The sequence below is a fragment of the Amycolatopsis sp. NPDC059657 genome (genome assembly GCF_042734395.1).
In the GTDB taxonomy this organism is placed as follows: domain Bacteria; phylum Actinomycetota; class Actinomycetes; order Mycobacteriales; family Pseudonocardiaceae; genus Amycolatopsis.
The window spans coordinates 1-22,538 of record NZ_JBHWEB010000112.1; the positions used below are offsets into that span (position 1 = coordinate 1).

A 22,538-nucleotide genomic window follows, 5' to 3' on the forward strand; every position below is an offset into this window, starting at 1 on the left:
TATACACTGATACAAACGACCGCAACGCGCACGAGCCTTTACTTGGCGAAAACCGTTTCGTAGATGGTCTCCGACGGCGCCGCGCTGGTGGCGAGGCCGTTCGCCCAGAGGCGCTGCACGCGGGCGGCCTCGGTGGCGTTCGGGTTGGCGTTGTGGCACGAGGTGCCGGGGCCGCCACCGGACATCAGCTCGGAGCAGGGGCCCGAGTAGTGGTCGGGCAGGCCGAGCGCGTGACCGGTCTCGTGGGCCGCGATCCGGACGACGTCGTACTGCCTGGCCTGGGTGTAGTCGATGAAGATGGTGCCGCTGCCGTGACCGTTGGTCTGCGCGTAGGAGCCACGCGGGTCGTTGCCCTCGGTGTAGCGCAGGCTGGCGCCGGAGGTACGGGACCGGAGCTGCACGTTCGACACGGCGCGGTTCCAGTTGGCCGCGCCGGAGGCGATGGCGGACTGGAAGCTCGGGGCGCCGGAGGCGTTGTAGTACACGACCGTGGCGGTGGGCGCGGCCGAGGCCATGCCCGCGGTGAGCGGCAGGACGGCGGCCGCGAGCGCGACGGCGCCCATGACGAAGTTTCTGCGGGACACAGGGATTCTCCTTGCCAATGAAGGGGATTTCGGCGCGCGCTTGGCAGGAAATGTAAGGGCGTGACCCGGTCCGATACATCCGACTTTCGTACGGATATTGCCATCTGTTAATGAAACCCGTGACCCTTTAACAGTCATGAGCCCGTTCAGGCTAGCCACCATGGGTCCATCCAGGGGGTAAGGCGTTCCCCGGTACCGTGGACACCGTGCCTACTGTCGTGATCCTGGACTACGGTTCGGGCAACCTCCGCTCCGCCGAGCGCGCCGTCCAGCGCGTCGGCGCGGACGTCGAGGTGACCGCGGACCCGCAAGCCGCGCTCAACGCGGACGGTCTCGTCGTGCCCGGTGTCGGGGCCTTCGCCGCCTGCGCCGAGGGGCTGCATTCGGTGCAGGGCGAGCGGATCATCGGCAAGCGGCTCGCGGGCGGACGCCCGGTGCTGGGCATCTGTGTCGGCATGCAGATCCTCTTCGAACGCGGCGTCGAGCACGGTGTCGAGGCGGCCGGCGCCGGCGAGTGGCCCGGCACGGTCGACAGGCTGACCGCCGACGTACTCCCGCACATGGGCTGGAACACCGTCCGCGCGCCCGAGGACTCGCAGCTGTTCGCCGGGCTCGACCCGGAGGAGCGCTTCTACTTCGTGCACTCGTACGCCGCGCGCACCTGGGACCTGGAATCCGGGCTGGCGGGCCAGCAGCCCAAGGTCACCTGGGCACACCACGGCGAGGACTTCGTCGCGGCGGTCGAGAACGGTCCTTTGTGGGCGACCCAGTTCCACCCCGAGAAGTCGGGCGACGCGGGAGCCCGGCTGCTCAAGAACTGGCTCGACACCCTGTAATCGTCCCAGCGTCTGGACGACCTAGAGTAATGGTGTGACTTTCACGCTCCTTCCCGCCGTTGACGTGGCCGACGGCCAGGCCGTGCGCCTGGTCCAGGGCGAGGCCGGTACCGAGACCTCCTATGGCAGCCCGCTCGAGGCGGCGCTGCAGTGGCAGCGCGACGGCGCCGAGTGGATCCATCTGGTCGACCTCGACGCCGCGTTCGGCAAGGGCTCCAACCGCGAGTTGCTGGCCGAGGTCGTCGGCAAGCTCGACGTGCAGGTCGAGCTGTCCGGCGGCATCCGCGACGACGCCTCGCTGGAGGCCGCGCTGGCCACCGGCGCCCGGCGCGTGAACCTCGGCACCGCCGCGCTCGAGGACCCTGACTGGACCGCGAAGGTCATCAAGTCGCACGGCGACCGCGTCGCGATCGGCCTCGACGTGCGGATCACCGAGGCAGGGCATCGCCTCTCCGCGCGCGGCTGGACCTCCGACGGCGGCGACCTGTGGGAGACGCTGGAGCGGCTCGACCGCGACGGCGCCAGCCGCTACGTGGTCACCGACGTCAGCAAGGACGGCACCCTGCGCGGCCCGAACATCGACCTGCTGCGCGAGGTGGCCGCCCGTACCGACGCGCCGGTCATCGCCTCCGGCGGAGTGTCCAGTGTGGACGACCTGCGCGCGATGGCGGCGTTCACCCGCGACGGCATCGAGGGCTCCATCGTCGGAAAGGCCCTGTACGCGGGCGCTTTCACGCTTCCGGAAGCCCTCGCGGCTGTCGCCGAGTTCTAGTTCAGCCAGAGGATGACGGCCAGGCCTGCCGCCGGGAGCAGGCCTGCCAGCGTGCGGACGTGGTTCCAGCGCGTCCAGTTCGTCAGGTAGTTCTGCCACAGCGCGGCCGCCTCGGCGGACGCCGGGTCCTGCACCGCGGCGAGCGCGTTGTTCAGCGGCACGTGGTAGCCCATGGTCAGCAGGACGATCCCGGCCAGGTAGACCGCCGCGCACAGCAGCATCGGGATGGCGAACTTCTGGTCCCAGACCTGGAACGACCACACGATCAGCGCGACGCACAGCGCCGCGGTGCCGAACATCGCGGGCATGAAAGCCGATTTGACGATCCTGACGTTGATCGAGTTCATCGCGTTGATGCCCTGCTCGGCCGGGATGTCGCCGAACGACTGCATGATGAAGGTCGAGAAGGCGAAGAACACCCCGCCGACCAGACCGGCCCCGACAATGGTCAAGATCATGACAACGGAAAGTGACGTGCTCATTTTCTTCATGCCTCCCAGACGCCCCTAGCGGCGGCTTCGCGAGCGTAGTCGGTGAAATCGCGGGGTGCGCGACCCAACGCGCGCTGGACTCCGTCGGCGATGCTCGCGTTGCGGCCGTCGAGCACCTCGGTGAACAGATACTTGAGCAGCCCGAGCACATCGGCCGGGATTTCCGGGCCCGCGAACTCTTCGAAGGTGATCTGCTGAAAGCGGATATCGCGTCCGCTCGCCTTGGCGATTTCGGCGGTGGCCTCGGCGAAGGTCAGCAGCCGCGGCCCGGTCAGCTCGTACACCTCGCCGATGTGCTTGTCGTCGCCGAACGCGGCGACGGCGACATCGGCGATGTCATCGGCGTCGACGAATGGTTCGGGAGTGTCTCCTGCGGGAAGCGCGACGGTCCCGTCGACCACGGGCTCGAGCAGGTACCCCTCGCTGAAGTTCTGGTCGAACCAGCTCGCCCGCAGAATCGTCCAGTCGGCGCCGGACGCTCGCACGGCCCGCTCGCCGGCCTCCGCACCCTCTTCGCCGCGCCCGGACAGCAGCACGAGCCGCTTGGCGCCTTGGGAAACGGCGAGTTCCGCGAACGCGCCGACGGTCTCGGCGGCGCCCGGGATCGCGAGGTCGGGGAAGTAGGACAGGTAAGCGGCGTCCATGCCTTCGAGTGCGGCTTCCCAGGTCGAGCGGTCTTCCCAGTCGAAAGCCGGGCTGCCCTGCCGCGACCCGACGCGGGCGTTGGCGCCGAGTCGCCGAGCGATGCGGCTACCGGTCTTGCCGGTGCCTCCGGTGATCAAGGTGTTTGTCATGGGACTTAGTTAAGCTTCGTCGCGTGAGACTCTCCATAGCTCAGAATCGCAATTTCATACGCGAGCGTCTACGCTGACCGCCATGGACGCACTCGCTGGGCTCCTCGACGGCCCACGGGCCCAAGGCGCCTTCCTGCTCCGTTCGGTACTGAACCCGCCATGGTCGATGCGCATCCAGGACGAGGCGCCGCTGACCGTGGTCGCGGTGGTGCGGGGTTCCGCCTGGATCGACGACGTGCTGCTGTCCGCCGGCGACGTCGCGATCATGCGCGGCCCGGACCCGTACACGGTGGCCGACGACCCGTCGACTTCGCCGCAGGTGATCATCCACCCCGGCCAGCGCTGTGTGACCCCGGACGGCCAGGAGGTCGAGATGCGCGACCTCGGCACCCGCACCTGGGGCAACGACCTCGACGGCTCGACCACCCTGGTGACCGGCACGTATCAAATGCGCGGCGAAGTCAGCGCCCGCCTGCTGAGCGCGCTGCCTCCGCGCGTCGTCGTATCGGCCGAGGGACCGCTGATTCCTTTGCTGGCCGAGGAAATCGGCAAGGACCAGCCGGGGCAGGAGGCCGTTTTGGACCGCCTGCTGGATCTGCTGCTGATCGACACGTTGCGCCGGTGGTTCTCGCGGCCGGAAGCCGAGGCGCCCGCTTGGTACCGTGCGCACAGCGATCCGGTCGTCGGACCCGCGCTTCGCTTGCTGCACAACAACCCGGCGCATCCTTGGACGGTCGCGAACCTGGCTTCGGAGACCGGAATCTCACGCGCCGCGTTGGCTCGGCGGTTCACGGACCTCGTCGGGGAACCGCCGATGTCGTTCCTGACGGGGTGGCGGCTGGCGATGGCGGCGGACCTCTTGCGCGAGCCCGATGCGACGGTCGGTTCGGTCGCGCAACGCGTCGGGTATGGGAGCGCTTTCGCCTTGAGCACGGCGTTCAAACGCGAACGCGGTGTCAGCCCTCGCGAATACCGGCTTTCGCTCAGCGGCGGGTCGTGAGCGTGGGGTCGTGAGTGGTACGGCCGGTTCTAACCGGCGAAAACACTCACGACCTCTCGCTCGGCAGGCTCGCCCGGACCACGCGGGTGGACTCGGTTTGGGTGAGGGCCTCCCTCACCCAGCTGCCCTGGGGCACGCCACATTTCGCTTTCCCCACAATAGAACCGCCCGCAACGCTCACGACTCCCGATCGGCGGGGGCGGGGTGAGCAGGTTTTGCGGCGTTGGACGACGCAAACCTACTCACCAAGTTTCGCGCCGGGCCTGCCTTCGCGACAACGGTTTCTGGATGGCCGTTCTTGCGGTTCACCCGAGCTTGATGGCGACGCCGATGGTCCGGTCGCGAGGGCCGCGGAGCTTGCTGAAGAACATGGTCACCTGGCCGACGATGCCGTACTTCTTCGCGATCACCTTGCGGACGCGCTCGGTGCCCTCGTCGTCGAGCAGCCGTGCCTCGCCCGTGACGACCGCGCCGTGGGTCTGCTTGCCGCGCAGGTCGCAGGCCTGGAGTTCGACGCGGCCGCTGTTGCGGATGCGCTTGATCTTGCCTGCCTTGCGCTCGGACCACAGGACGATCTCGCCGTTGTCGCCCGCCGCCCAGAGCGGCGTCGAGACCGGGACGCCGGTCTTGCGGAACGTGGTGAGCATCAGGTACTTCTCAGCGGCCAGGCGCTCGAACTCGGATCCCATGGGAGCAACCTACTAGGGCGTCCGCCGGCGCAGCGTCGCCGCGCCGAGCACCAAAGCCGCCAGCGCGCAGCAGGCCACGACCAGCAGGTTCCGGAGCAACGTCGCGTCGACCGTCGCCGACGTGGTCACCCGGGTCAGCGCTTCGACCGCGTACGAAAGCGGCATCACGTTCGAGAGCCAGTTCAGCAGCCAGCCCATCTGGCCGCGCGGCATGAACAGGCCGCACAGCAGGATCTGCGGCAGCACGAACACCGGCATGAACTGGACCGCCTGGAACTCCGTGCGCGCGAACGCGCTCACGAACAGGCCCAGCGCCATGCCGAGCAGCGCGTCGAGCACGGCTATGAGCAGGAGTGTCCAAAGAGAACCGTTGATCTCCAAACCCAGCCAGGCCAACGAAATCCCGGTCGCGATCGCGACCTGCGCCACCGCGATCAGGCCGAACGCGAGCGCGTAGCCGAAGAGCAGGTCGAGCCTGCCGATCGGCAGCGTCATCAGCCGTTCGAGTGTTCCGGTGGTGCGCTCGCGCAGGGTGGTGATCGAGGTGATCAGGAACATGATCAGGAACGGGAACACCCCGAGCAGCGCGGGCGCGATATGGCTGAACAGCAACTCGTTGTTGAACACGAAACGCAGCAGCACCATCAGCAGTGACGGCACCAGCAGCAGCATCGCGACCGTGCGGTGGTCGTGCCTGAGCTGGGTGAGGATGCGGCGGGCGGTGGCGAGTACGAGTGCGGGGTTCATGACGGGGTCACCTCGGTTTCGCGGACGAGCCGCAGGAAGGCCTGCTCGAGGTCGGCGGCCTCGGTGCGCTCGCGCAGGTTCTGGGGTGTGTCGTCGGCGAGCAGCTTGCCGTCGCGCATGAGGAGGAGCCGGTCGCAGCGCGCGGCCTCGTCCATCACGTGGCTGGACACGAACAGCGTGACGCCCTTCTCGGCGAGTTCGCGGAACAGGCCCCATAGTTCGTCGCGCAGCACGGGATCGAGGCCGACGGTCGGCTCGTCGAGGACCAGCAGCTCCGGCTTGCCGAGCAGGGCGACAGCGAGGTTGGCGCGGCTGAGCTGGCCGCCCGAGAGCGTGCCGGTGAGCTCGCCCGCGTGGTCGGCGAGGCCGACCTCGGCGACCACTCTGTCCACATCGGACTTCGGCGCGCGCAGCACGTCGGCGAAATACCGCAGTGTCTCGGTCACCGTCAGGTCCGCGTAGATGGCCGGGCTCTGCGTGGCGTAGCCGATCAGCCTGCGCAGCGGCGGTGCGCCCGCCGGATGGCCGAGCACGGTCACCGAGCCGCTTTCCACGATCTGCACGCCGACGATCGCGCGCATGAGCGTGGTCTTGCCACAGCCACTCGGCCCGAGCAGGCCGGTGACCACCCCGCGCGGCACGTCGAAGCCCACCTCGTCGACGACCACGCGACCGCCGCGCCGGACCCGCAGTCCGGCGACCGAGATCGCAGAATTAGCCATGTGTTTAATTCTGCGCGCGATGAGTTGCGGAGTCAAGCAACCTCGGGCGGATCTGGGAGTCTTACGGACGTTGAATCCTGACCATCTGGAGGTATTTCGCGTGAGATCACGCCTGGGGGTCCTGTTCGGGGCGGTCGCCGCACTGGCAGGACTAGTCTCCGTGCCCGCGTACGCCGACGCCGCCGACGGCTACAGCGACATCCGCGTCGACATCGCGGCCACGCCGAAACTCGACTGGGCCGACTGCGACGGCGGTTTCCAGTGCGCCACCGCGTCCGTCCCGCTCGACTATGACCGGCCGTTCGGCCAGAAGATCGACCTCGCGCTCATCCGGCTGCGCGCCTCCGACCCGTCGAAGCGCATCGGCAGCCTATTCGTGAACTTCGGCGGCCCCGGAGCGTCCGGTGTGGACAGACTGCGCCAGCGCGCGGAACGCACCTGGATCTTCTCGCCGGAGCTCAAGGCCCGGTTCGACCTCGTCTCGTGGGACCCGCGCGGCATCGCGCGCAGCGCGGGTGTCCGGTGCTTCCCGACCGAGGCCGAACAGCAGGCCTTCTACGCCGCGCGCCCGGAAATGCCAGGCGATCCGAGCGGTGAAGCCGCCTTCTACGCCGACGCGAAGCAGCTCGCGGCGCACTGCCAGACGCAGGCAGGCGAGATCCTCAAGCACGCTTCGACCGCCAACACCGCGCGTGACCTCGAACTGCTGCGCCGCGCCGTCGGCGACCCGAAGCTGACCTATCACGGGATTTCGTACGGCACCCAGCTCGGCGCCATCTACGCGAACCTGTTCCCCGGCCGGATCCGCGCGATGGCGTTCGACGGTTCGATGGACTTCGTCGGCAACGTCTCCGGCCACGGCGACCAGGGCACCACGGTGCCGCTCGACAGCCGCCAGGACGTCCCGCGCGGTATCGCCGACACCTTCGAGTACTTCCTGCAGCAGTGCAAGCTCGCGGGCCCGAAATGCGCGTTCTCGGCCGGTGACCCGCGTGCGAAGTGGGAGGCGATCGTCGCGAAGGCCAAGCAGGGGCCGATCGTCGTCGACGGGACGTCGTACAGCTACTCCGCGATCGTGAACGCCGCGGGCGACCTGTCCATCCCGAGTGGCTACGCCGACACGGCCACGCTGCTTCAGAAGCTTTACGACGCTTCGAGCGCTCCGGCGGCGCGCTCGGCCGCTGTCGCGGGCGAGCCTTACCTGAACAATCGCGATGAGGCGTTCAACGCGATCCAGTGCGCGGACAGCGTGTTCCCGCGTGACCCCGCCGTCTACAGCGCCGCGGCCGTCACCGAGGACCAGCGCGTGCCGTACTTCGGCCGCATCGGCGTGTTCGACATGATGAGCTGCGCGTTCTGGCAGCCGACGGACGACGACCGCTACGTCGGCCCGTGGAACCGCAAGACCTCGGCGCCGATCCTGGTGCTCAACGCCCGCTTCGACCCGTCGACGCCGCTGCACGGCGCGTACGACGGCGCGAAGCAGCTCGCCCGCGCCCAGGTCAACGTGATCGAGGGTTCCGGCCACAGCACCATGTTCGCGATCAGTACCTGCGCCGAGAAGCTGAAGCGCGAGTACCTGTTCACCGGTGTCCTGCCGCCGGCGAGCGCCTCCTGCAAGGTGGACGCCCCGCCGTTCGGCTAGGCGAAACGGGATTCAGCGGGCTTTCTCCCCGGGATAAAGCCCGCTGAATCCCGGTCTAGGGGAGTTGCACGTGGTCGGCGATACGCAGCGCCATCGCCCGCGCGTCAGGTACCCCCGTCAGCCTCAGCCGGAGTACGTGCGCCCTGTCGGGCAGCCAGGTCAGCACCGAGGTCGTGGCCTGTTCGGTGAACTCGGCGACGCGGCCGTGCACCAGGATCTGCGAGGGCAGCTGCGCGATCCGCAGTGCGTTGTCCGACCACTCGCGCTCGTCCGTGCCGTAGATGGTCAGCTCGATCTCGGCCGCGCCGGACTGCCAGAGCCTGCTGTCCTCGCCGCCTGGCTGCTCGATGAAGCCTTCCGGGAGCCAGCCTGCCGCGACCTGCACCTGCTCCTGGGTGAGCGCTTTGATCCCCAGCGGCACCCCGGCGGCCACCACGACCACGGCCGCGGCGACCGCGACCAGACGGGCCACCGGCCGGGGCTTCGCACGCTGCGCGAGCCGCTCGCGGACATGGCCCGCGTCGGGTGCGCGCGAGGCGATCTGGTCGAGGCCGCTGCGGAGCAGTGCCTCGGTCTGCTCGTCGGTCAGTCGGCTCATCGCGGTGCTCCGGTGGGCTCTCGGGTGGTCTCGATGTCGCGCAAGGTCTGGAACGCCCGCGAGATCTGGCTGCGCACGGTCGACGTGCCGCAACCCAGCACCGCGGCGATCTCCTCGTCCGAGTAATTCTCGTAGAACCGGAGCACCACGGCCGCCCGCTGTTTGCGTGGCAGCGCGGCGAGCCGCTTGAACATCGCGTCGCGCTCGGTGTAGCCGATGCTCGGGTCGTCCAGCGGCGGGCTCAGCGCGTCGAGCAGCTCGGGGGTCGACGGCGTGACCGAGCGCACGGCACGCCGCCTGCGCCACGACAGGTACTCGTTGGTGACCATCCGGCGGACATAGGTGGGCGGATGCTCGATCCGCGCCCACCGCTGCTGGGCCCGCAGCAGCACGTCCTGGACGATGTCCTGCGCCAGGTGCGGATCGTCGGCGAGGACGGTCGCGTAGCGCAGGAGCCCGTCCAGCCGCTCGGCCACGAACTCCTCGAAAGGGGTCACGAACCTATGGACGCGCGAGCGGCCGGTTCTGCTGCGTCGAAGTGAGATTTATTTCCCCGGCACGTCCTGGAGCGCGACGAACGCGAACCCGGTGGTCGGCAGGTCGCCGACGGCGGGACGGCGCTCGCCGTCGTGCACCACGAGCAGGCCGCGCGGGAACCTCGGGCCGAGATAGGCGGTGCTGATGGTGGCGCCGTCGGAGTGCTCGACCGAGTCGGTGTGGCGGCCGGCGACGATCCGGAAGTCGACCGTGGTCCTTCCATAGCGGACGAACCGCGAGTCGCCCTGGCTCGAGGCGAGCAGCGTGCCGTGGTCGAGCGCGAGGCCTTCGGCGTCGGCGGTGAGCCAGTGGCCGCCGAACCAGGGGTCGGGCCCGTCGTCGACACAGGTCTCGGTCGCGGCGTCGTAGTGCTGGGGGAGGCCGAACGAGCGGACCTTGTCGATGAGGACCGGCTCGCCGAACCCGGCTTCACTGAGCGGGATCCGCCAGATGCCCACGTCTTCCTGCGCGGTGTAGACCACCCGGTTCGCGGAGTCGATCACGGTGCCTTCGAACTGCGGACCCTCGCCGGGCTCTTCGCACGGCGACCAGGATTTGCCGTCCGGCAGCGTGAACGTGGCCGGCATGTCGAGTTTGGTGATGGTCTCGGTGCCGACCTTGCCACCCGGCTTGTCGACAAGTCGCGAAAGTGCCAGCCGTGCCTCGTGGCGTTGCGTGGTGACGACCAGCCTGCCCATCCCGGCGGCGAGCCCGTACGCGGTGCGCTGACCGTCCACATCGGACTCGGTGGCGGAGAAAACCGGTGCTGCCGCCGGATCGGTGACATCGGTGAGCACGTTCGGCCCCGCCGAGATCCTGTACACCCGGATCCGGTCCCGCCCCCGATCGCTCACCACGGCGAGGTCCCCGATGACATCGACGTTGTTGAACCGTCCCGGCGCCCTGCCGGGACCCGGTTTCGGCGGCGCGGGCATGTGCGCGATCTGGCGCGCGGACAGGTCGAACGCGGCGAGCCCGCCCTCCTTGAGCGCGCCGAGCACGACACTCTGCTCAGGGTGTCGCGGGTTCACCCAGATCGCCGGGTCGTCGGCGTCGGCGTTGGCCGGATCGGCCGACCCGTCGTCGACGAAAGCGCGGGTCTGCAGCACCGGCGAAGGCTGGCAAGCGGCGTCGGCGGGCGTGGCGCCCAGCAGCAGGACGGCCACGGCGGGAATCGGGAGGAATCGTGCGATGCTCACCGGCCGGAACCTAGGCCCGCCGGATGACCAGAACATGAACGAGGCTCAACCATCCTTGTCCAGATAGTGCTGGAGGACCGGCGCGAGCAGCGTGACCAGCTCATCCGGTGTCGCGTCTGCCAGCGCGGGCACCCGCACGATGTACCGCAGCATCGCGACACCCATCATCTGCGCCGCGGCGGCGGCCACCCGGATACGCGGAATACCCCTGGCATCGGCGACCTTGGCGAGCACGGCCTGTTCCATGAACTGCCGCATCATCGCCGCAGCCTGCTCGCTGGTCGCGGCCGACCGCAGCATCGCCAGAAACGGCGCCCGCCCGTCCGGCGTCTCCCAGAAGCTCAGGAACATCCGGACCAGCCGTTCCCCGGTCTCCTCCACCGGCCCGTTCAGTATCAGCGGGACCACGACCTCCGGATCGACCGGGATGTTCATCGCCGCGACGAACAGCTTCTGCTTGCTCCCGAAGAAGTGGTGCAGCAACGCGGCGTTGACCCCGGCGTCCGCCGCGATCCCGCGCACGGTCGCCCCCGAGTATCCCTGCGCGCCGAATCGGTGCCTGGCGGCGTCGAGGATGCGCTCGCGGGTCTCCGTCTGCCCCGGTCGCCTGCCAGCCTGTGCCATGTCAGCGAGCTTAGGAGGTGGAGCGGAACCCCGCTCCACCTCCTAAGCGGTACGAAACGGCTCAGCCCTTGACGGCCTTGCCGAGCTTCTTGACGGTGAAGCCGGGGCTCGCCGCCTTGGCCGCTGCCGCCGGCGTGGAGCTGTAGAGGTACACGAAGTCGTCCGCGTCGCGGTAGACGAACGCGAGCGTCTTCGTGGCACCGGCCTGGACCAGCGCCAGCGTCGGGTCGGTCGCGGTGGCCACGAAGTGGTCCGGGTCGACCGAGACCCACGGCCGGTAGCCGCCGTCCGCGGTCTGGCCGGTGGACTGCACGTGGTTCTGGTCGTCACGGACGACGACCTCGATGCCGCCCGGCGTGAGGACCGCCGACGGCTGGCCGACGGCCTTCGCGCCGGAGAGCGCGGGCAGCGCGGTCCAGAGCTGCGGCCAGCTGTCGCCGGGCAGCTGCTTCTGCGTGTAGACGACGCCGTCCGCGCCGACCGCGTACGCCTGCATGGTGTGGTCGGCGTTCAGCACCGCGGTGGCGGCGCCCAGCGTGGCCGGTCCGCCCAGCGAAGCGGTCGGGGTCGAGCCACCGCAGCTGGAATCCGCCGTCGAGTAGTAGACGCCGTCACGGTTGCGGAGCAGTGCCTTCTTGGTGGCACCGTCGGTGAGGTACACCGGCGCCTCGGCGCCGAACGGCACCGTGCCGGTCTGCTGGCGGCGCCACGGGAGGAAACCGCCGTCGCCGGTCACCCGGCAGAGCAGTTTGCCGTCCGCGGCGTTGACCGCGAGCAGCGCGAGCGTGTTCGGCCCGGTGTTGCCGACGGTCGCCGGGCTGGAGAACCCGCCGCCCAGTTCGGCCGCGCCGAGCGGGGTGCCGTCCGGCTTGACGGTGGTGGCCCGCACCACGGAGTCACGGCCCTGGGTGATGACCTGGACGGTGCCGTTCGCCTCGGCGAGCGACGGGGTGCCGTTCACCGGGGGACCGTCGAGCGCGCGGAGCGTGATGTCGGCGCCGAGGTTCGGCTGCGAGCCGACCACCAGCGCCCCCGAAGCGTCCACATAGGAGTATTCGAGTGCTCCGGTCGCCGACTGCAGCAGCGCGGTCCGCGCGTGCGTGCGGACGGTGACCGGCGCGTTCGGCGGCGTGAAGTTCTTCTGCAGCTTGCAGGCGTTCGAGGTCGCGACGAGATCGGTGAAGTCGCTCCAGCCGCCGAAGCCGATGGTCGACGGCGAGTTCGCCGTCCAGCTGTTCGAGTCCTCCTGGTACCGGTACCAGCGAAGATCGCCGCCCCAGGTCGCGACATAGAGCACGTCGCCGCCCGCGGAGGTGATGCTCTTGTAGTCGTCCCAGCCGCCGTTGCCGACCCGGATCGTCTCCTGCAGCCAGCGCTGCGACGGCGCGTTGTAGCGGGCGCGGTCGAGGTTGCCGTCCGGCCTGCGGCCGAAGAGCACGCCGTCACCGGACGCGACGAGCAGGTCATACTGGCCCCAGAAGCTGCTGGAGTCGATGACCTTCTTGGTCCAGGTGTGGGTCGCGTCGTCGTAGCGGCGCCAGATGAGCACGCCGCCCGCGCCCGCCGAATAGATGTCGCCACGCTCGTCGACGGCTATCCGGTTGCGGTACTGCGGCTGGTCCCAGCCCGCCCAATCGTTGTCGAGCACCTCGCCGGAATTGTCACTCCAGCCATCGCCCGTCCAGATGTATCGGAGCAACTCACCATTGGGCCGGAAAGCCCAAATGACGCCATTCGGCCCAGCGATCACTCGGCTGAATTGCGCCCAGCCACCGTTCCCGATGACCGGGCTATCGCTTTCCAGCGCTTTGCCGGTTTCCGGATCCTGGTGCTCGATATAGCGGACATTGTCATCGACCGCGAACAGTGGCGCGGCCGCTGAGCAGCGCAAAGCCACCGCCGCGGCGGCAGGTGCAGTAGTGATGGCCAGCGGCGTGACCGCCAGCAACGCGGAAACCAGCGCAGCCCGAATGGGCGCACGTCTTCCTCGGAAATTCATGCGTTCAATACCCCATGGTGTAGAAATGTCGGCCGACAGACCGGACCCCCGGAAGAATGCCCACCCCAACTGGTGAACGGTAGCCTACCGAGTGCCACCGGGTCTGTGACCTGGATCACTCCAGTTTGCGGGGTAATGCGGCGAGTGCCGCGATCCAGTGGGACCGCGGCACTCGCTGCGTTACTTGTCGAGGGGGCGTCAGCCTCTCAGCAATGCGGAGACGTCGGTGGCGAAGTCCCACTCGGGACTTTCCCAGCCAGCGACCCGCGCATCGAACCCCGCGGCCGTCGCGTGCCAGGTGAAGATGCTCGCGCGATCGTTCGGGAACTTGTAGAGCACGGCCACGTCCGTCCGGCCGTCTCCGTCGAAGTCGCCCGCGGTCCACTTGCCCTGTGCGACGCCGATGTCGCCTGCGGGCATCTTCAGCCGTTCGACCTTGGGGTCGAGACCGGTGCCGTTCGAGTGCCAGGCGAGCAGGGACGTGTTCGCGCCTCCGCTGTCGTACGCGGCACCGATGTCGACCCGTCCGTCGGCGTTGAAGTCGCCTGTGAACCAGCTCGCGTGCGTGCGCTCAAGCTGGTTCTCCTCGCTGAGCCACTTCTGTTCGCGGGGACCGAGTCCGTCCGCCGTGCTGGTCCAGGCGAACAGGCCGGTGATCGCCTTGTCGTAGCCATAGGCGGCGGCGATGTCCGCGCGGCCGTCCGCGTTGAAGTCACCGGCGATGAAGACAGCCCTGCCCGCGTCGAATTCTCCGACGGCAGAAGCCCATTTCACTTCGGGACCGCTGAACCCGTCTGCTGTCGCGTACCACATGAACAGCTTCGACTCGGCGCCGTCGTAGCCGTACCCGGCGGCGACATCGGTCCGCCCGTCCCCGTTGAAGTCACCGGAAACGAACTGGGCTCGGTTGACGTCGAAGTTGTTTTCCCCGCTGTACCAGCGTTCCGCCGGGTCTGCGAAGCCGGTCGCGGTCGCGGTCCAGGTGAACAGCCTGGTCGAAAACTCGTCAGGGTATCCGCAGAACGCGGCGGCATCGGTGCGCCCATCGGCGTTGATGTCGGCGGCCAGCCAGCGGCAGTTGGCGCCCTTCCAGCCTTCGGTGCGCCACCGCGAGGTGAACTTCTCGAAGCCAGGTGCGTTCTGAATGGCCGGCCACAGCAGCAGGCCGGTGTCCTCCTCGTCGTAGTAGTAAGCCGCGGCGATGTCGTCACGGCCGTCCGCCGTGAAGTCACTGACCGGGACAGCCTTCGTGGTCGCCGTGGCGACCGCCGAAACGGGTCCGTCCTGACCGGCGGCGGTGACCGGGACGATTCGGTAGTACCAGGTTTGCTTCGGGCCGAGCGGGCCGTGTGTGTACTTCGGGGTGGTCGTGGTCTTGAGCAGCGTCGCCGGAGTGAGTGGGACGTCGGCGGTCGTGGTCCCGTAGACGCGGTAGCTGGCGTAGCTCTGCCCCGCGTTCGGCTTCCAAGTCAGGTTGATCCGGTGAGTTGTCGTGGCCGTCGCGGCGGGCGTCATCGGCTGCAGCGCGGTGATCTGCTGCTGGACCCAGGACTTGATGTCGTCGGTTCGGACCTCTGTGCTGCCCTGCCTGGCTTCGGAAACCGTCAGGCAACCGTGCTGCCAGGACGTCGAGCTGATCGCGACGAGTTCGGCTTGGCCGTTCACCTCGCGAAACGCCGGACCGCCTGCATCGCCCTTGCAAGTGTCACTGCCGTTCTCTCCGGTGGCGGCCACCGTGGTCGCGGTGGTGCTACTGACCGCGAACGAAGCGGTGTGAAGCTGGTTCGGCGCCCATACGGTGCTGGTGCGGCCGTAACCGGCGACGCGCAGGCTCTGCCCCGCGGCCGGAGTGGTTGTGCCCAGCGCGATCGGGGCTACATCAGTTATCGGAGCATCGAGACGTGCCAGCATGACGTCGCGGTCGGGCCGGCGGATCAGGGTCGTGCCATGCACGACGTGAGTGCCGACGGTGACCGCGACCGGCTTCGCCGGTGTCCCTCCCTGAGGGTTCTCAGGGAGGCAGCTGGCGGCCGTGATGATCCACGACGGGTCGATCAACGCACCGGAGCATGAGTGTGTTTCGGTCGAGATCTTGGCGGTGAACTGGTAGGAGCCGGCCGGTGCAGGCGTCGCGTTCGACAGCGCCTGTGCCGAGGGTGAGGCGGTCAATCCGGTGGTCACCAGTATGGCCAACACGGCCACGAATCTGGCCGGGTGTTCGCGTGACATGACATATCCCCCTATGGAATCGAGCAGAATTCGATTACGGCGCGACGTCGAGGCGCAGAAGAGTGGTGGGGGCGGTGCCGGTGCCCGTGCCGACCTGAGTGCTGCCGCTGGGGTCCACGTCAACAATGGTGCGCTGGCCGTTGTCGGTGGTGAGGTCGGCCTTTACTTTGTGCCCGGTTCCGGTGGTTCGGCCATCACCTTTTAGCTCGTAGACTCCGGGCAGTTTGAGGTTGAGGAATCCGCTGGTCGACGTGATTTTGAAGCAGACCTTGCCTGTGCCGCCCGCGCCGGCGGATTCATTGCTGCGTACAACCAACAGGCCGAAGTTGCCTTCCGGTGGGGTGGCGCAGTCGACGACCAGGATGTGCCCGTCACCCGAAATCACGGTCACCTTGTAGGTGGCGAGAACGCCGGCCGCGTCAGGGTAGGTGTAGTCCTCCACCACGGAAGGCTGGTCGTCGGCGGTGGCTTTGGCTGTTGTCAATGGCTGTTGCGCTGCTTGCGCCACCGACCACGCGCCGATCGAAATCGCGGCCGTGATCGTGACCAGAGCGGCCAGAACTCTGCGCTTTATATGCACTTAAATCCCCTCTGTCCGTTTAGCTCAGTCTTGCGCTGAGCCGTCCGAACTATCGTGCGTGTGAGGTGGATGTTTACAAGTATTCGATGTGACACATGTCATGTTCTAGGCCTGGTGTCTGGTAGTGTCAGAACGCTAGTGTTTATTCGTTGCACATTCGGGGATGTGTCAGCGTTGAGATTTGAGCGATTCTTGTCATGCGCGCCCTGCTTGGCGCCGCATGCCTATTGTTATGCGCAAAAATAAATGAGGGGGAATTTATGGGGAAAACCAGTCTAGGTTTCCGGCGGGCAATCACCTTCTCGGTGATCACGGCCATGGTGATCGGTTTGGTTTCTGCGCCGTCATCGTCCGCTGATCCAACCTCGGCGACGCCGACGCCCAGCCGGGAACAGGTGGTCAGCCTGTGGCACTTCGGTGGCCCGGCTGTCCGTGCCGCTGCTGAGCGCGCGCTGGCAGGGACTGATGCGGACCTTCGTGCTTTCGCAAGTACCGAGCTGCCACGCGCCAAAGCTCAGGACGACCGGACAGCTGTCACTCGGATGGTCGAGACGGCGGGTCCATCCGTGCGGCAAGCCGCTCAGCAGGCGTTGGATTCCACTGCCGAAGGGGCTCTGCTGACCTTCCTCAAAACGGGCTGGAAGGTCCCGGCAGGGCATGATCAGCGGATTCGGGTCAACCAGCTCATGGCCACGGGTGGCCCGGAACTTCGCAAGGCCGCGCAGCGGGCGCTCGATGCCGAAACGGTCGAAGCGCTTCAGGAGTTCCTGAAGACTGGATGGCAGTCGCCGTACAGCAACGACCAGCGGATTCGGGTCAACCAGGCAATGGCGTCGGGCGGGGCCGAGGTCCGCAAGCTGGCGCAGCGAGCTTTGGACGCGGAGACGCTGGAGGCGTACAGCCAGTTCCTGGATCACGATCAAGCGATTGCCGAGGCGCACGATCTCGAAACCGCGACCGTCTCGCAATTGGCTGGGACTGCACGGCAGGCCGGCGAACAAGCCGCCGTCGAGACTCAGGCTTCGAAAGAGGCGTCAGACCGGGCTGTCGCGGAGTCGCTTCTCGCTCAGCAGGCAGCTGAAGAGGCAGCGCGGGCGGCCGCGAACGCGCAGGGCAATGCCGGGTTGGCCGCCGAAGCCGCCTCGCGAGCCGCTGAGGCAGCGGACAACGCGGCGGCGGCTGCCAGAGAAGCTGTCGGTGCGGCGAACGCGGCTAGTTCCGCTGCCAGGGTCGCGGCGTCAGCGGCGACCAGGGCTGCTGCCGCGGCGACGATGACCGGCAAGGCGGCTTCCAGGGCATACTCGGCGGCGGCATCGGCCGCGACCGATGCCAACGGTGTTCATGCCGCACGCTTGGCCGCCACGGAATCGAAAGAGCAGGCGATCGCCGCTCATGTCGCCGCCCAGGCAGCTGACGCGGCGGCTAAAGCTGTGGAGAGTGCGAAAGTAGCCCTCACAGGTGCGAAGTCGGCCGGTGCTCATGCGAACGACGCGGCCAGAGCGGCAGCAGACGCAGCGAGGAACGCTGCCAAAGCGGGAGCCAACGCTGTCGCCGCTCAAAAAGCGGCTGCTTCAGCGCAGGCGAACGCGGATCGGGCCAACCGCGCTGCGGTGGCGGCGACGATCTTCGCCGACGTTGCCGCCGAAGCGGCTTACCAGGCGCGCGACGCCGCGAACCGAGCGGCAGCTGACGCGGAGGCGGCGGCGATTGCGGCCAATGCCGCCGCCGACCACGCCGGCCACTCTCAAGACGCCGCACGTGAGTCCACCGAGCATGCGAACGCGGCGACACACGCCGCCGAGGTAGCGAACGCTGCAGTCGAGCAGGCCAAGAAGGTCTACGATGCGGCCCGCGCCGCTGATGCTGAGCGGATCAAGGTCACTGCGGAGCAAAATGACGAAGTAGCGCGTTCCCTCATGGAGGCCGAAGGGCAGCAGACGGCGAAGGATCGCTGGACAGCCGCTCAGGAAGCGTTGCGCACGGCGGAGACGAACCGCCTGATCTCCGAAGCCGTCGCGACCGGTACGGCGCCCGCGGTCGCTGTTGCTGATGCGCGCAAGGTGGCGATGACACTTACCATGTCCGGTGGTTCGTGGACGAAAACTGCCGCATTCAACGCGCTCGAGGGCGCGGATCAGGTTGCGCTGGACTTTGTCCGTACCGGGATCGCGGTTGCCGCAGGCCAGGACGACCGGATCACACTGGCCAGTCTCGCGCTGTACGGCACCGAGGCTTTCCAGAAGGCCGCCAATGACGCACTGGCCGGCGACGACGCCGCAGTGCAGTCCTTTTTGAAGACCCAGGATTATCCCCGGCGTGAAACCGATGACCGGATCGCGGTGAACCAGATCCTGGCCGCGGCCAGGCAGTCCGGGGGCATCACGGTCCAGCAGGAGGCCCAGCGAGCGCTGGATGCCGAAACCGACCAAGCCTTGCGTCAGTTCCTCGACACGACGCAGTACACGGCCGCGGCGAATGACGATCGGATCAAGGTCAACCAGATTGTTTCCAGCGCCGGCAGCGGCCCGGAATTGAAGGCCGCCGCGCAGGTCGTCCTGGATGGCCCAGAGGGCACGCTGCATCAATTCCTGGTCGTCGGTCAGTTCCAGGCTGCCCAGCGTGACCAGGACAGCGCCGCGCACAACGCCGAGGTGGCGGGCTACCTTGCCCAAGCCGCGCAGTCGGCTGTTCTTGCTTCGCAGAATGCCAACGAAGCGCAGCGAGTGGCCGCCACCGCGCGTAACGCAGCGGAGGAAGCCGCCGGTTACGCGGAGCAGGCTCGTGTTGACGCGGGTAAGGCCGCTACCTATGCGCAGCAGGCGCACGCGTCGGCTGTCGAGGCCGAGAACTCGGCCACCCGGGCAGCGGCTTCGGCGGTGACCGCCCGTAACGCCGCCGAAGCCGCGAAGGTGTCGGCCACTCAAGCGACGCGCTCGGCCACCTGGGCGAAGGCGTCGGCGAGCCAAGCTGCTCGGTTCGCCTCCGACGCCTACAAGTCGGCTAGTCAGGCGTTCAAGTCGGCTCTTGCCGCGGGCAAGGACGCGGTGGCAGCGGGCATCGAGGCCGGCAAAGCGGTGAAGAACGCGTTGGGCAAGCTTGACACCGCCCTCAAGGACGAGCAGACACGTCAGCGATTGGCCTGTGCTCCTTATCAAATTGACAGGGAGTCTTTCCAGAACTGTTTGAACATGGTGACTGCGTCGGACTTCCAGCGGCAGTCATCGATGCTCGCCAACGGCGAGATGTGCCACAAGATCTGGAAGGAAGGCAGTCCGCAATTCAAGGCCTGCTTGTACGACTCGATGAATCCCAGCTTCAAGTTCGACCAGAACTGGCAGCTGATCGGGCAGGCGCTTGATGGCTTGACTCGTTCTGCTTATATGGGGCTTGTCGGTGAGCTCGGGCTGATCTGCGCCGCGTTTGAGCCATGCGGTCTGCTTGCGTTGGCCGCTCTTCCGGAAGGCACCGCGTTCACCTCGTGGATGGCACTTTCCGGGCTGGCCGCCGTGGACCTGATGGCAATGGCCAGGCTGGACGCCGCCCTCGAGGAATCGATGGTGGAACTTCAGCTTCAACAAGCCCGTATGGCGGAGTTCAGCGCGAACCTTGAACGGCTGTGCACGCCGGGCAACAGCTTCACCGGGGACACCAAGGTCCTGTTGGCCGACGGTGGCGCGAAGGCTATCAAGGATGTCCAGGCCGGCGATCTTGTCCTGGCCGCTGATCCGCGGCAGGGGCAGGTCTCGGCGGAGCGGGTGACTCAGCAGATCGTGGGCGAAGGGCCCAAGCACCTTGTGGCTGTGGGCGTCTCGACTCCTGCTGGACCGGCCGTTGTCGAAGCGACCGGCAACCACCCCTTCTGGGTGGAGGACATCCGAGCCTGGGTCAACGCCAAGGATTTGAAGGTTGGCCAGAAGCTCCGTGCGGACACGAACGCGCGACCGGTCGTCACTTCCGTCAATGCACACAATGAGACCCTCCGGGTTTTCAATCTGACCGTTGAGCGTCTGCACACCTTCTATGTTTTGGCTGGAGACGTGCCTGTCCTGGTGCACAACTGGGATTGCGAGATCGCGCTTGGGCAGCAGTCAGTTAATGGTTACCGGTTTGCTCTCGAAGATTTTGCGGAGGAGGTCAGCGCTTCTTACTTCCAGCAATGGGCCGACGATACCCAATGGTACGACCATGTGCTGGACTTTTTGGCTAACGATAAAGTTCGTATTCATTTCAATTTGGACGGTATCGATGATCCGATCGCGTATGCTAAGATGGGCGAGTTTGTTGACCCTGCTGGAACTGAGGGTCACTATACCAATTGGGAGCTGTGGGAGATCAGTCAGCGTCCAGATGTGTGGGATCGAGTGAAATTTTACCGCCTTGGCGAGGAGGTCGAGAATCCATTTGAGTGACGTGTTGAGGACTTTCGCTCGCTGGTCGAGCGATCGCAACTTTCATTTGTGGCGCTATACGTCGAGTCATTCGCAGGTGTTGCTACGCAGTTTTGACCGCGATACTGTGCCCGACATCATTCAGATCGTGTTCTCGTCTGTCGAGAGGGTTGAACTCAATCAATTCTATATGGGCGGTATTGCAATAGAGTCAGTCGTCAGTCACGGCGACTATCCAGGTGTTCGCCGTGGCTCGCCATTGCTGCAGCTTGAGATCACGAGTCCAGCCGGACCCGGTTTTGTGGCGCTCGCGGGCGGTGTGCGGATCACGAGATTGTCCAAGGCTGGCGAAGAACTAGAATTGCTGCACAGTTCGAAAACCGGGCCGAAGCAAGGCTGAGAATGACTCGGCGGTTATGCAGGGCTCACTCCGATCTGACGGAGTGAGCTCTGCATAACCCGGGGTGCGGCGACTTGGCAGGTGTTCGTGAGGAACGTATGGCAGGTGGCGCTTCGCTGAGCCGCGTTCAAGTGCCCGGACCTGCGTAAGTAGGCCCACTCGTCGCTCACCGCCACCCTCAACGGAGGCGCTGCGCGCCGCGGCTACTCTTCTGGCATGTCTGTAGCGGTCAGGGTGATCCCGTGTCTCGACGTCGACGCAGGTCGCGTGGTCAAGGGGGTCAACTTCGCCGACCTGCGTGACGCCGGCGACCCCGTCGAGCTGGCGCGTGCCTATGATGCCGAGGGCGCCGACGAGCTCACGTTCCTCGATGTCACGGCGTCCTCCGGCAACCGGGAGACCACGTTCGACGTGGTGCGCCGGACCGCCGAGCAGGTGTTCATCCCGCTCACGGTCGGCGGGGGCGTGCGGTCCACCGAGGACGTCAACCGGCTGCTGCGGACCGGTGCCGACAAGGTCAGCATCAACACCGCCGCCATTTCCCGGCCTGAGCTGCTCAAAGAGGCTTCGCGGCGGTTCGGGGCGCAGTGCATCGTGTTGTCCGTCGACGCTCGGCGTGGCGGGGAGACCGAGTCCGGGTTCGAGGTGACCACGCACGGCGGACGGCAGGGGACCGGGATCGACGCCGTCGAGTGGGCCGCGCGGGGTGAGGAGCTCGGGGTGGGCGAGATCCTGCTCAACTCCATGGACGCCGACGGGACCAAGAACGGGTTCGACATCGAGCTCATCGAGCTGGTGCGCAAGGCCGTGCGGGTGCCGGTGATCGCCAGTGGCGGTGCCGGTGCGCTCGAGCACTTCCTGCCCGCCGTCCGGAGCGGTGCGGACGCGGTGCTGGCGGCCAGTGTGTTCCACTTCGGACAGTTGAAGATCAGCGAGGTCAAGGCCACGCTCAGGGCGGGCGGGGTGGTTGTCCGATGAAGAACGCCATGATCGAGGTCAAGACCGTGGTCGGCCTGTTCCTCGGCATCGCGCTCGCGTGGACGCTGCTGATCACCTTCGAGGTGGTGTTCGTCGGCGCCAGGCCGCTGTCGTTCCTCGTGCCGGTCGCCAGCCTGATCCTCGGCGGGCTGGTGGTGGCCGGGATCGCGTTGCGGATGCCGTCCTCGCGGATCGCCGGGTTCGTGGTGGCGGGCCTGTTCGGGCTGCTGCACGCGCTTTTCCTGCTGGGCGCCGAACTCTGGTGGGTGAAGGTGTTCTCCGGCCTCGCGTTCGCCGGCTACATGTACGCCGCGGTGCTGCTCAACTCGATGCCGGTGCGCCGGTACGTCCTCGGGGCGAAGGCATGAGCCTCGACCCGGACCTCGCGGCCAGGCTCAAGCGCAACGCCGACGGCCTGATCTGCGCCGTCGTCGTCGAGCACAGCACGTCCGACGTGCTCATGGTCGCCTGGATGGACGACGAGGCGCTCGACCTGACATTGACCACCCGGCGTGCTACTTACTTCTCGCGAAGCCGTCAGAAACTGTGGGTCAAGGGCGAAACATCCGGTCACACCCAGTACGTCCGCGAAGTGCGGATCGACTGCGACGCCGATACCGTCCTCTTGCGCGTCGACCAGACCGGCCCGGCCTGTCACACCGGCGAGCACAGCTGTTTCGACTCCGATGAGCGCCTGCTCCTCGCCGAAGAGAAGTGAGACACCCC

22 protein-coding genes are annotated in these 22,538 nt (G+C 67.1%); 9 read left to right on the forward strand and 13 right to left on the reverse strand.

Annotated elements, in window-relative coordinates:
- Nucleotides 1-38: 38 nt before the first annotated feature.
- Nucleotides 39-584, reverse strand: coding sequence for a snapalysin family zinc-dependent metalloprotease (locus ACFV15_RS38390; protein ID WP_378357093.1), 546 nt, complete (start codon nt 582-584; stop codon nt 39-41).
- Between the two features lie 206 nt (nt 585-790).
- Here ACFV15_RS38390 and hisH point away from each other — a divergent pair, with 206 nt between their 5' ends.
- The gene (gene hisH / locus ACFV15_RS38395) at nt 791-1,420 is read left to right on the forward strand and encodes an imidazole glycerol phosphate synthase subunit HisH (RefSeq protein ID WP_378357095.1); all 630 of its coding nucleotides are present in this window, start codon (nt 791-793) and stop codon (nt 1,418-1,420) included.
- A gap of 34 nt (nt 1,421-1,454) precedes the next feature.
- Nucleotides 1,455-2,192, forward strand: a complete 738-nt coding sequence (priA, locus tag ACFV15_RS38400) for a bifunctional 1-(5-phosphoribosyl)-5-((5-phosphoribosylamino)methylideneamino)imidazole-4-carboxamide isomerase/phosphoribosylanthranilate isomerase PriA (protein ID WP_378357097.1) — start codon at nt 1,455-1,457, stop codon at nt 2,190-2,192.
- On the opposite strand, the gene ACFV15_RS38405 is transcribed toward priA, so the two are convergent.
- Entirely contained in the window at nt 2,189-2,650 is a 462-nt protein-coding gene (locus tag ACFV15_RS38405) for a DUF1772 domain-containing protein (RefSeq protein WP_378357099.1), read from the reverse strand. The two genes, priA and ACFV15_RS38405, sit on opposite strands and share 4 nt — an antisense overlap.
- Nucleotides 2,651-2,679: 29 nt before the next feature.
- Nucleotides 2,680-3,477, reverse strand: a complete 798-nt coding sequence (locus ACFV15_RS38410; RefSeq protein ID WP_378357101.1) for an NmrA family transcriptional regulator — start codon at nt 3,475-3,477, stop codon at nt 2,680-2,682.
- Nucleotides 3,478-3,559: 82 nt separating this feature from the next.
- Here ACFV15_RS38410 and ACFV15_RS38415 point away from each other — a divergent pair, with 82 nt between their 5' ends.
- The gene (locus tag ACFV15_RS38415; RefSeq protein ID WP_378357102.1) at nt 3,560-4,477 is read left to right on the forward strand and encodes an AraC family transcriptional regulator; all 918 of its coding nucleotides are present in this window, start codon (nt 3,560-3,562) and stop codon (nt 4,475-4,477) included.
- Between the two features lie 305 nt (nt 4,478-4,782).
- On the opposite strand, the gene ACFV15_RS38420 is transcribed toward ACFV15_RS38415, so the two are convergent.
- Genes ACFV15_RS38420 through ACFV15_RS38430 form a run of 3 tightly spaced genes read right to left on the reverse strand, consistent with a single transcriptional unit; the run spans nt 4,783 to nt 6,635 of the window.
- Complete coding sequence (locus ACFV15_RS38420; RefSeq protein WP_378357104.1) at nt 4,783-5,166, reverse strand: PPOX class F420-dependent oxidoreductase; 384 nt, start codon at nt 5,164-5,166, stop codon at nt 4,783-4,785.
- Between the two features lie 12 nt (nt 5,167-5,178).
- On the reverse strand, nt 5,179-5,913 hold the full coding sequence (locus ACFV15_RS38425) for an ABC transporter permease (RefSeq protein ID WP_378357106.1): 735 nt from the start codon (nt 5,911-5,913) through the stop codon (nt 5,179-5,181).
- Nucleotides 5,910-6,635: an ABC transporter ATP-binding protein gene (locus ACFV15_RS38430; RefSeq protein WP_378357108.1), complete on the reverse strand. Its 726-nt coding sequence runs from the start codon at nt 6,633-6,635 to the stop codon at nt 5,910-5,912. The genes ACFV15_RS38425 and ACFV15_RS38430 overlap by 4 nt, the downstream gene beginning before the upstream one ends.
- Before the next feature lie 100 nt (nt 6,636-6,735).
- Here ACFV15_RS38430 and ACFV15_RS38435 point away from each other — a divergent pair, with 100 nt between their 5' ends.
- Nucleotides 6,736-8,280 carry an alpha/beta fold hydrolase gene (locus ACFV15_RS38435; protein WP_378357109.1) on the forward strand — a complete coding sequence of 515 codons (1,545 nt, stop codon included), beginning with the start codon at nt 6,736-6,738 and terminating at the stop codon, nt 8,278-8,280.
- 55 nt (nt 8,281-8,335) lie between these two features.
- On the opposite strand, the gene ACFV15_RS38440 is transcribed toward ACFV15_RS38435, so the two are convergent.
- The 7 genes from ACFV15_RS38440 to ACFV15_RS38470 all read right to left on the reverse strand — a co-directional run bounded on the left by ACFV15_RS38440 (nt 8,336) and on the right by ACFV15_RS38470 (nt 16,046).
- Nucleotides 8,336-8,878: a hypothetical protein gene (locus ACFV15_RS38440; protein WP_378357111.1), complete on the reverse strand. Its 543-nt coding sequence runs from the start codon at nt 8,876-8,878 to the stop codon at nt 8,336-8,338.
- A complete protein-coding gene (locus ACFV15_RS38445) occupies nt 8,875-9,375 on the reverse strand; it encodes a SigE family RNA polymerase sigma factor (protein WP_378357113.1) in 501 nt (166 codons plus the stop codon). The genes ACFV15_RS38440 and ACFV15_RS38445 overlap by 4 nt, the downstream gene beginning before the upstream one ends.
- Before the next feature lie 48 nt (nt 9,376-9,423).
- A complete protein-coding gene (locus tag ACFV15_RS38450) occupies nt 9,424-10,614 on the reverse strand; it encodes a phytase (protein ID WP_378357115.1) in 1,191 nt (396 codons plus the stop codon).
- Nucleotides 10,615-10,659: 45 nt separating this feature from the next.
- The gene (locus tag ACFV15_RS38455) at nt 10,660-11,238 is read right to left on the reverse strand and encodes a TetR family transcriptional regulator (protein ID WP_378357116.1); all 579 of its coding nucleotides are present in this window, start codon (nt 11,236-11,238) and stop codon (nt 10,660-10,662) included.
- Between the two features lie 61 nt (nt 11,239-11,299).
- Nucleotides 11,300-13,237, reverse strand: coding sequence for a tachylectin-related carbohydrate-binding protein (locus tag ACFV15_RS38460; protein WP_378357118.1), 1,938 nt, complete (start codon nt 13,235-13,237; stop codon nt 11,300-11,302).
- Nucleotides 13,238-13,435: 198 nt separating this feature from the next.
- Nucleotides 13,436-15,466 (reverse strand): trypsin-like serine protease, encoded by a 2,031-nt coding sequence (locus ACFV15_RS38465; protein WP_378357120.1) that lies wholly within the window; start codon nt 15,464-15,466, stop codon nt 13,436-13,438.
- Between the two features lie 34 nt (nt 15,467-15,500).
- Nucleotides 15,501-16,046, reverse strand: coding sequence for a hypothetical protein (locus ACFV15_RS38470; protein WP_378357121.1), 546 nt, complete (start codon nt 16,044-16,046; stop codon nt 15,501-15,503).
- A 260-nt stretch (nt 16,047-16,306) separates the two neighbouring features.
- Here ACFV15_RS38470 and ACFV15_RS38475 point away from each other — a divergent pair, with 260 nt between their 5' ends.
- From ACFV15_RS38475 to hisI, 5 genes are all read left to right on the forward strand, one after another.
- Nucleotides 16,307-20,455, forward strand: coding sequence for a polymorphic toxin-type HINT domain-containing protein (locus tag ACFV15_RS38475; RefSeq protein WP_378357123.1), 4,149 nt, complete (start codon nt 16,307-16,309; stop codon nt 20,453-20,455).
- Complete coding sequence (locus ACFV15_RS38480) at nt 20,448-20,834, forward strand: hypothetical protein (protein WP_378357124.1); 387 nt, start codon at nt 20,448-20,450, stop codon at nt 20,832-20,834. Before ACFV15_RS38475 ends, ACFV15_RS38480 begins: the two co-directional genes overlap by 8 nt.
- Nucleotides 20,835-21,050: 216 nt before the next feature.
- Nucleotides 21,051-21,812: an imidazole glycerol phosphate synthase subunit HisF gene (gene hisF, locus ACFV15_RS38485; RefSeq protein WP_378357126.1), complete on the forward strand. Its 762-nt coding sequence runs from the start codon at nt 21,051-21,053 to the stop codon at nt 21,810-21,812.
- Nucleotides 21,809-22,180 carry a hypothetical protein gene (locus ACFV15_RS38490; protein WP_378357128.1) on the forward strand — a complete coding sequence of 124 codons (372 nt, stop codon included), beginning with the start codon at nt 21,809-21,811 and terminating at the stop codon, nt 22,178-22,180. Before hisF ends, ACFV15_RS38490 begins: the two co-directional genes overlap by 4 nt.
- Nucleotides 22,177-22,530, forward strand: a complete 354-nt coding sequence (gene hisI / locus ACFV15_RS38495; protein WP_091296448.1) for a phosphoribosyl-AMP cyclohydrolase — start codon at nt 22,177-22,179, stop codon at nt 22,528-22,530. The genes ACFV15_RS38490 and hisI overlap by 4 nt, the downstream gene beginning before the upstream one ends.
- Nucleotides 22,531-22,538: the final 8 nt, after the last annotated feature.

What these genes read in the sequence shown, in the direction of transcription:
- ACFV15_RS38490 (WP_378357128.1), top strand. Translation starts at nt 21,809, where the DNA reads ATGAAGAACGCCATGATCGAGGTCAAGACCGTGGTCGGCCTGTTCCTC.
- ACFV15_RS38455 (WP_378357116.1), bottom strand. Translation starts at nt 11,238, where the DNA reads ATGGCACAGGCTGGCAGGCGACCGGGGCAGACGGAGACCCGCGAGCGC.
- ACFV15_RS38410 (WP_378357101.1), bottom strand. Translation starts at nt 3,477, where the DNA reads ATGACAAACACCTTGATCACCGGAGGCACCGGCAAGACCGGTAGCCGC.
- hisI (WP_091296448.1), top strand. Translation starts at nt 22,177, where the DNA reads ATGAGCCTCGACCCGGACCTCGCGGCCAGGCTCAAGCGCAACGCCGAC.
- ACFV15_RS38420 (WP_378357104.1), bottom strand. Translation starts at nt 5,166, where the DNA reads ATGGGATCCGAGTTCGAGCGCCTGGCCGCTGAGAAGTACCTGATGCTC.
- hisF (WP_378357126.1), top strand. Translation starts at nt 21,051, where the DNA reads ATGTCTGTAGCGGTCAGGGTGATCCCGTGTCTCGACGTCGACGCAGGT.
- ACFV15_RS38405 (WP_378357099.1), bottom strand. Translation starts at nt 2,650, where the DNA reads ATGATCTTGACCATTGTCGGGGCCGGTCTGGTCGGCGGGGTGTTCTTC.
- ACFV15_RS38415 (WP_378357102.1), top strand. Translation starts at nt 3,560, where the DNA reads ATGGACGCACTCGCTGGGCTCCTCGACGGCCCACGGGCCCAAGGCGCC.
- ACFV15_RS38430 (WP_378357108.1), bottom strand. Translation starts at nt 6,635, where the DNA reads ATGGCTAATTCTGCGATCTCGGTCGCCGGACTGCGGGTCCGGCGCGGC.
- ACFV15_RS38460 (WP_378357118.1), bottom strand. Translation starts at nt 13,237, where the DNA reads ATGAATTTCCGAGGAAGACGTGCGCCCATTCGGGCTGCGCTGGTTTCC.
- ACFV15_RS38475 (WP_378357123.1), top strand. Translation starts at nt 16,307, where the DNA reads ATGGGGAAAACCAGTCTAGGTTTCCGGCGGGCAATCACCTTCTCGGTG.
- ACFV15_RS38425 (WP_378357106.1), bottom strand. Translation starts at nt 5,913, where the DNA reads ATGAACCCCGCACTCGTACTCGCCACCGCCCGCCGCATCCTCACCCAG.
- ACFV15_RS38440 (WP_378357111.1), bottom strand. Translation starts at nt 8,878, where the DNA reads ATGAGCCGACTGACCGACGAGCAGACCGAGGCACTGCTCCGCAGCGGC.
- ACFV15_RS38465 (WP_378357120.1), bottom strand. Translation starts at nt 15,466, where the DNA reads ATGTCACGCGAACACCCGGCCAGATTCGTGGCCGTGTTGGCCATACTG.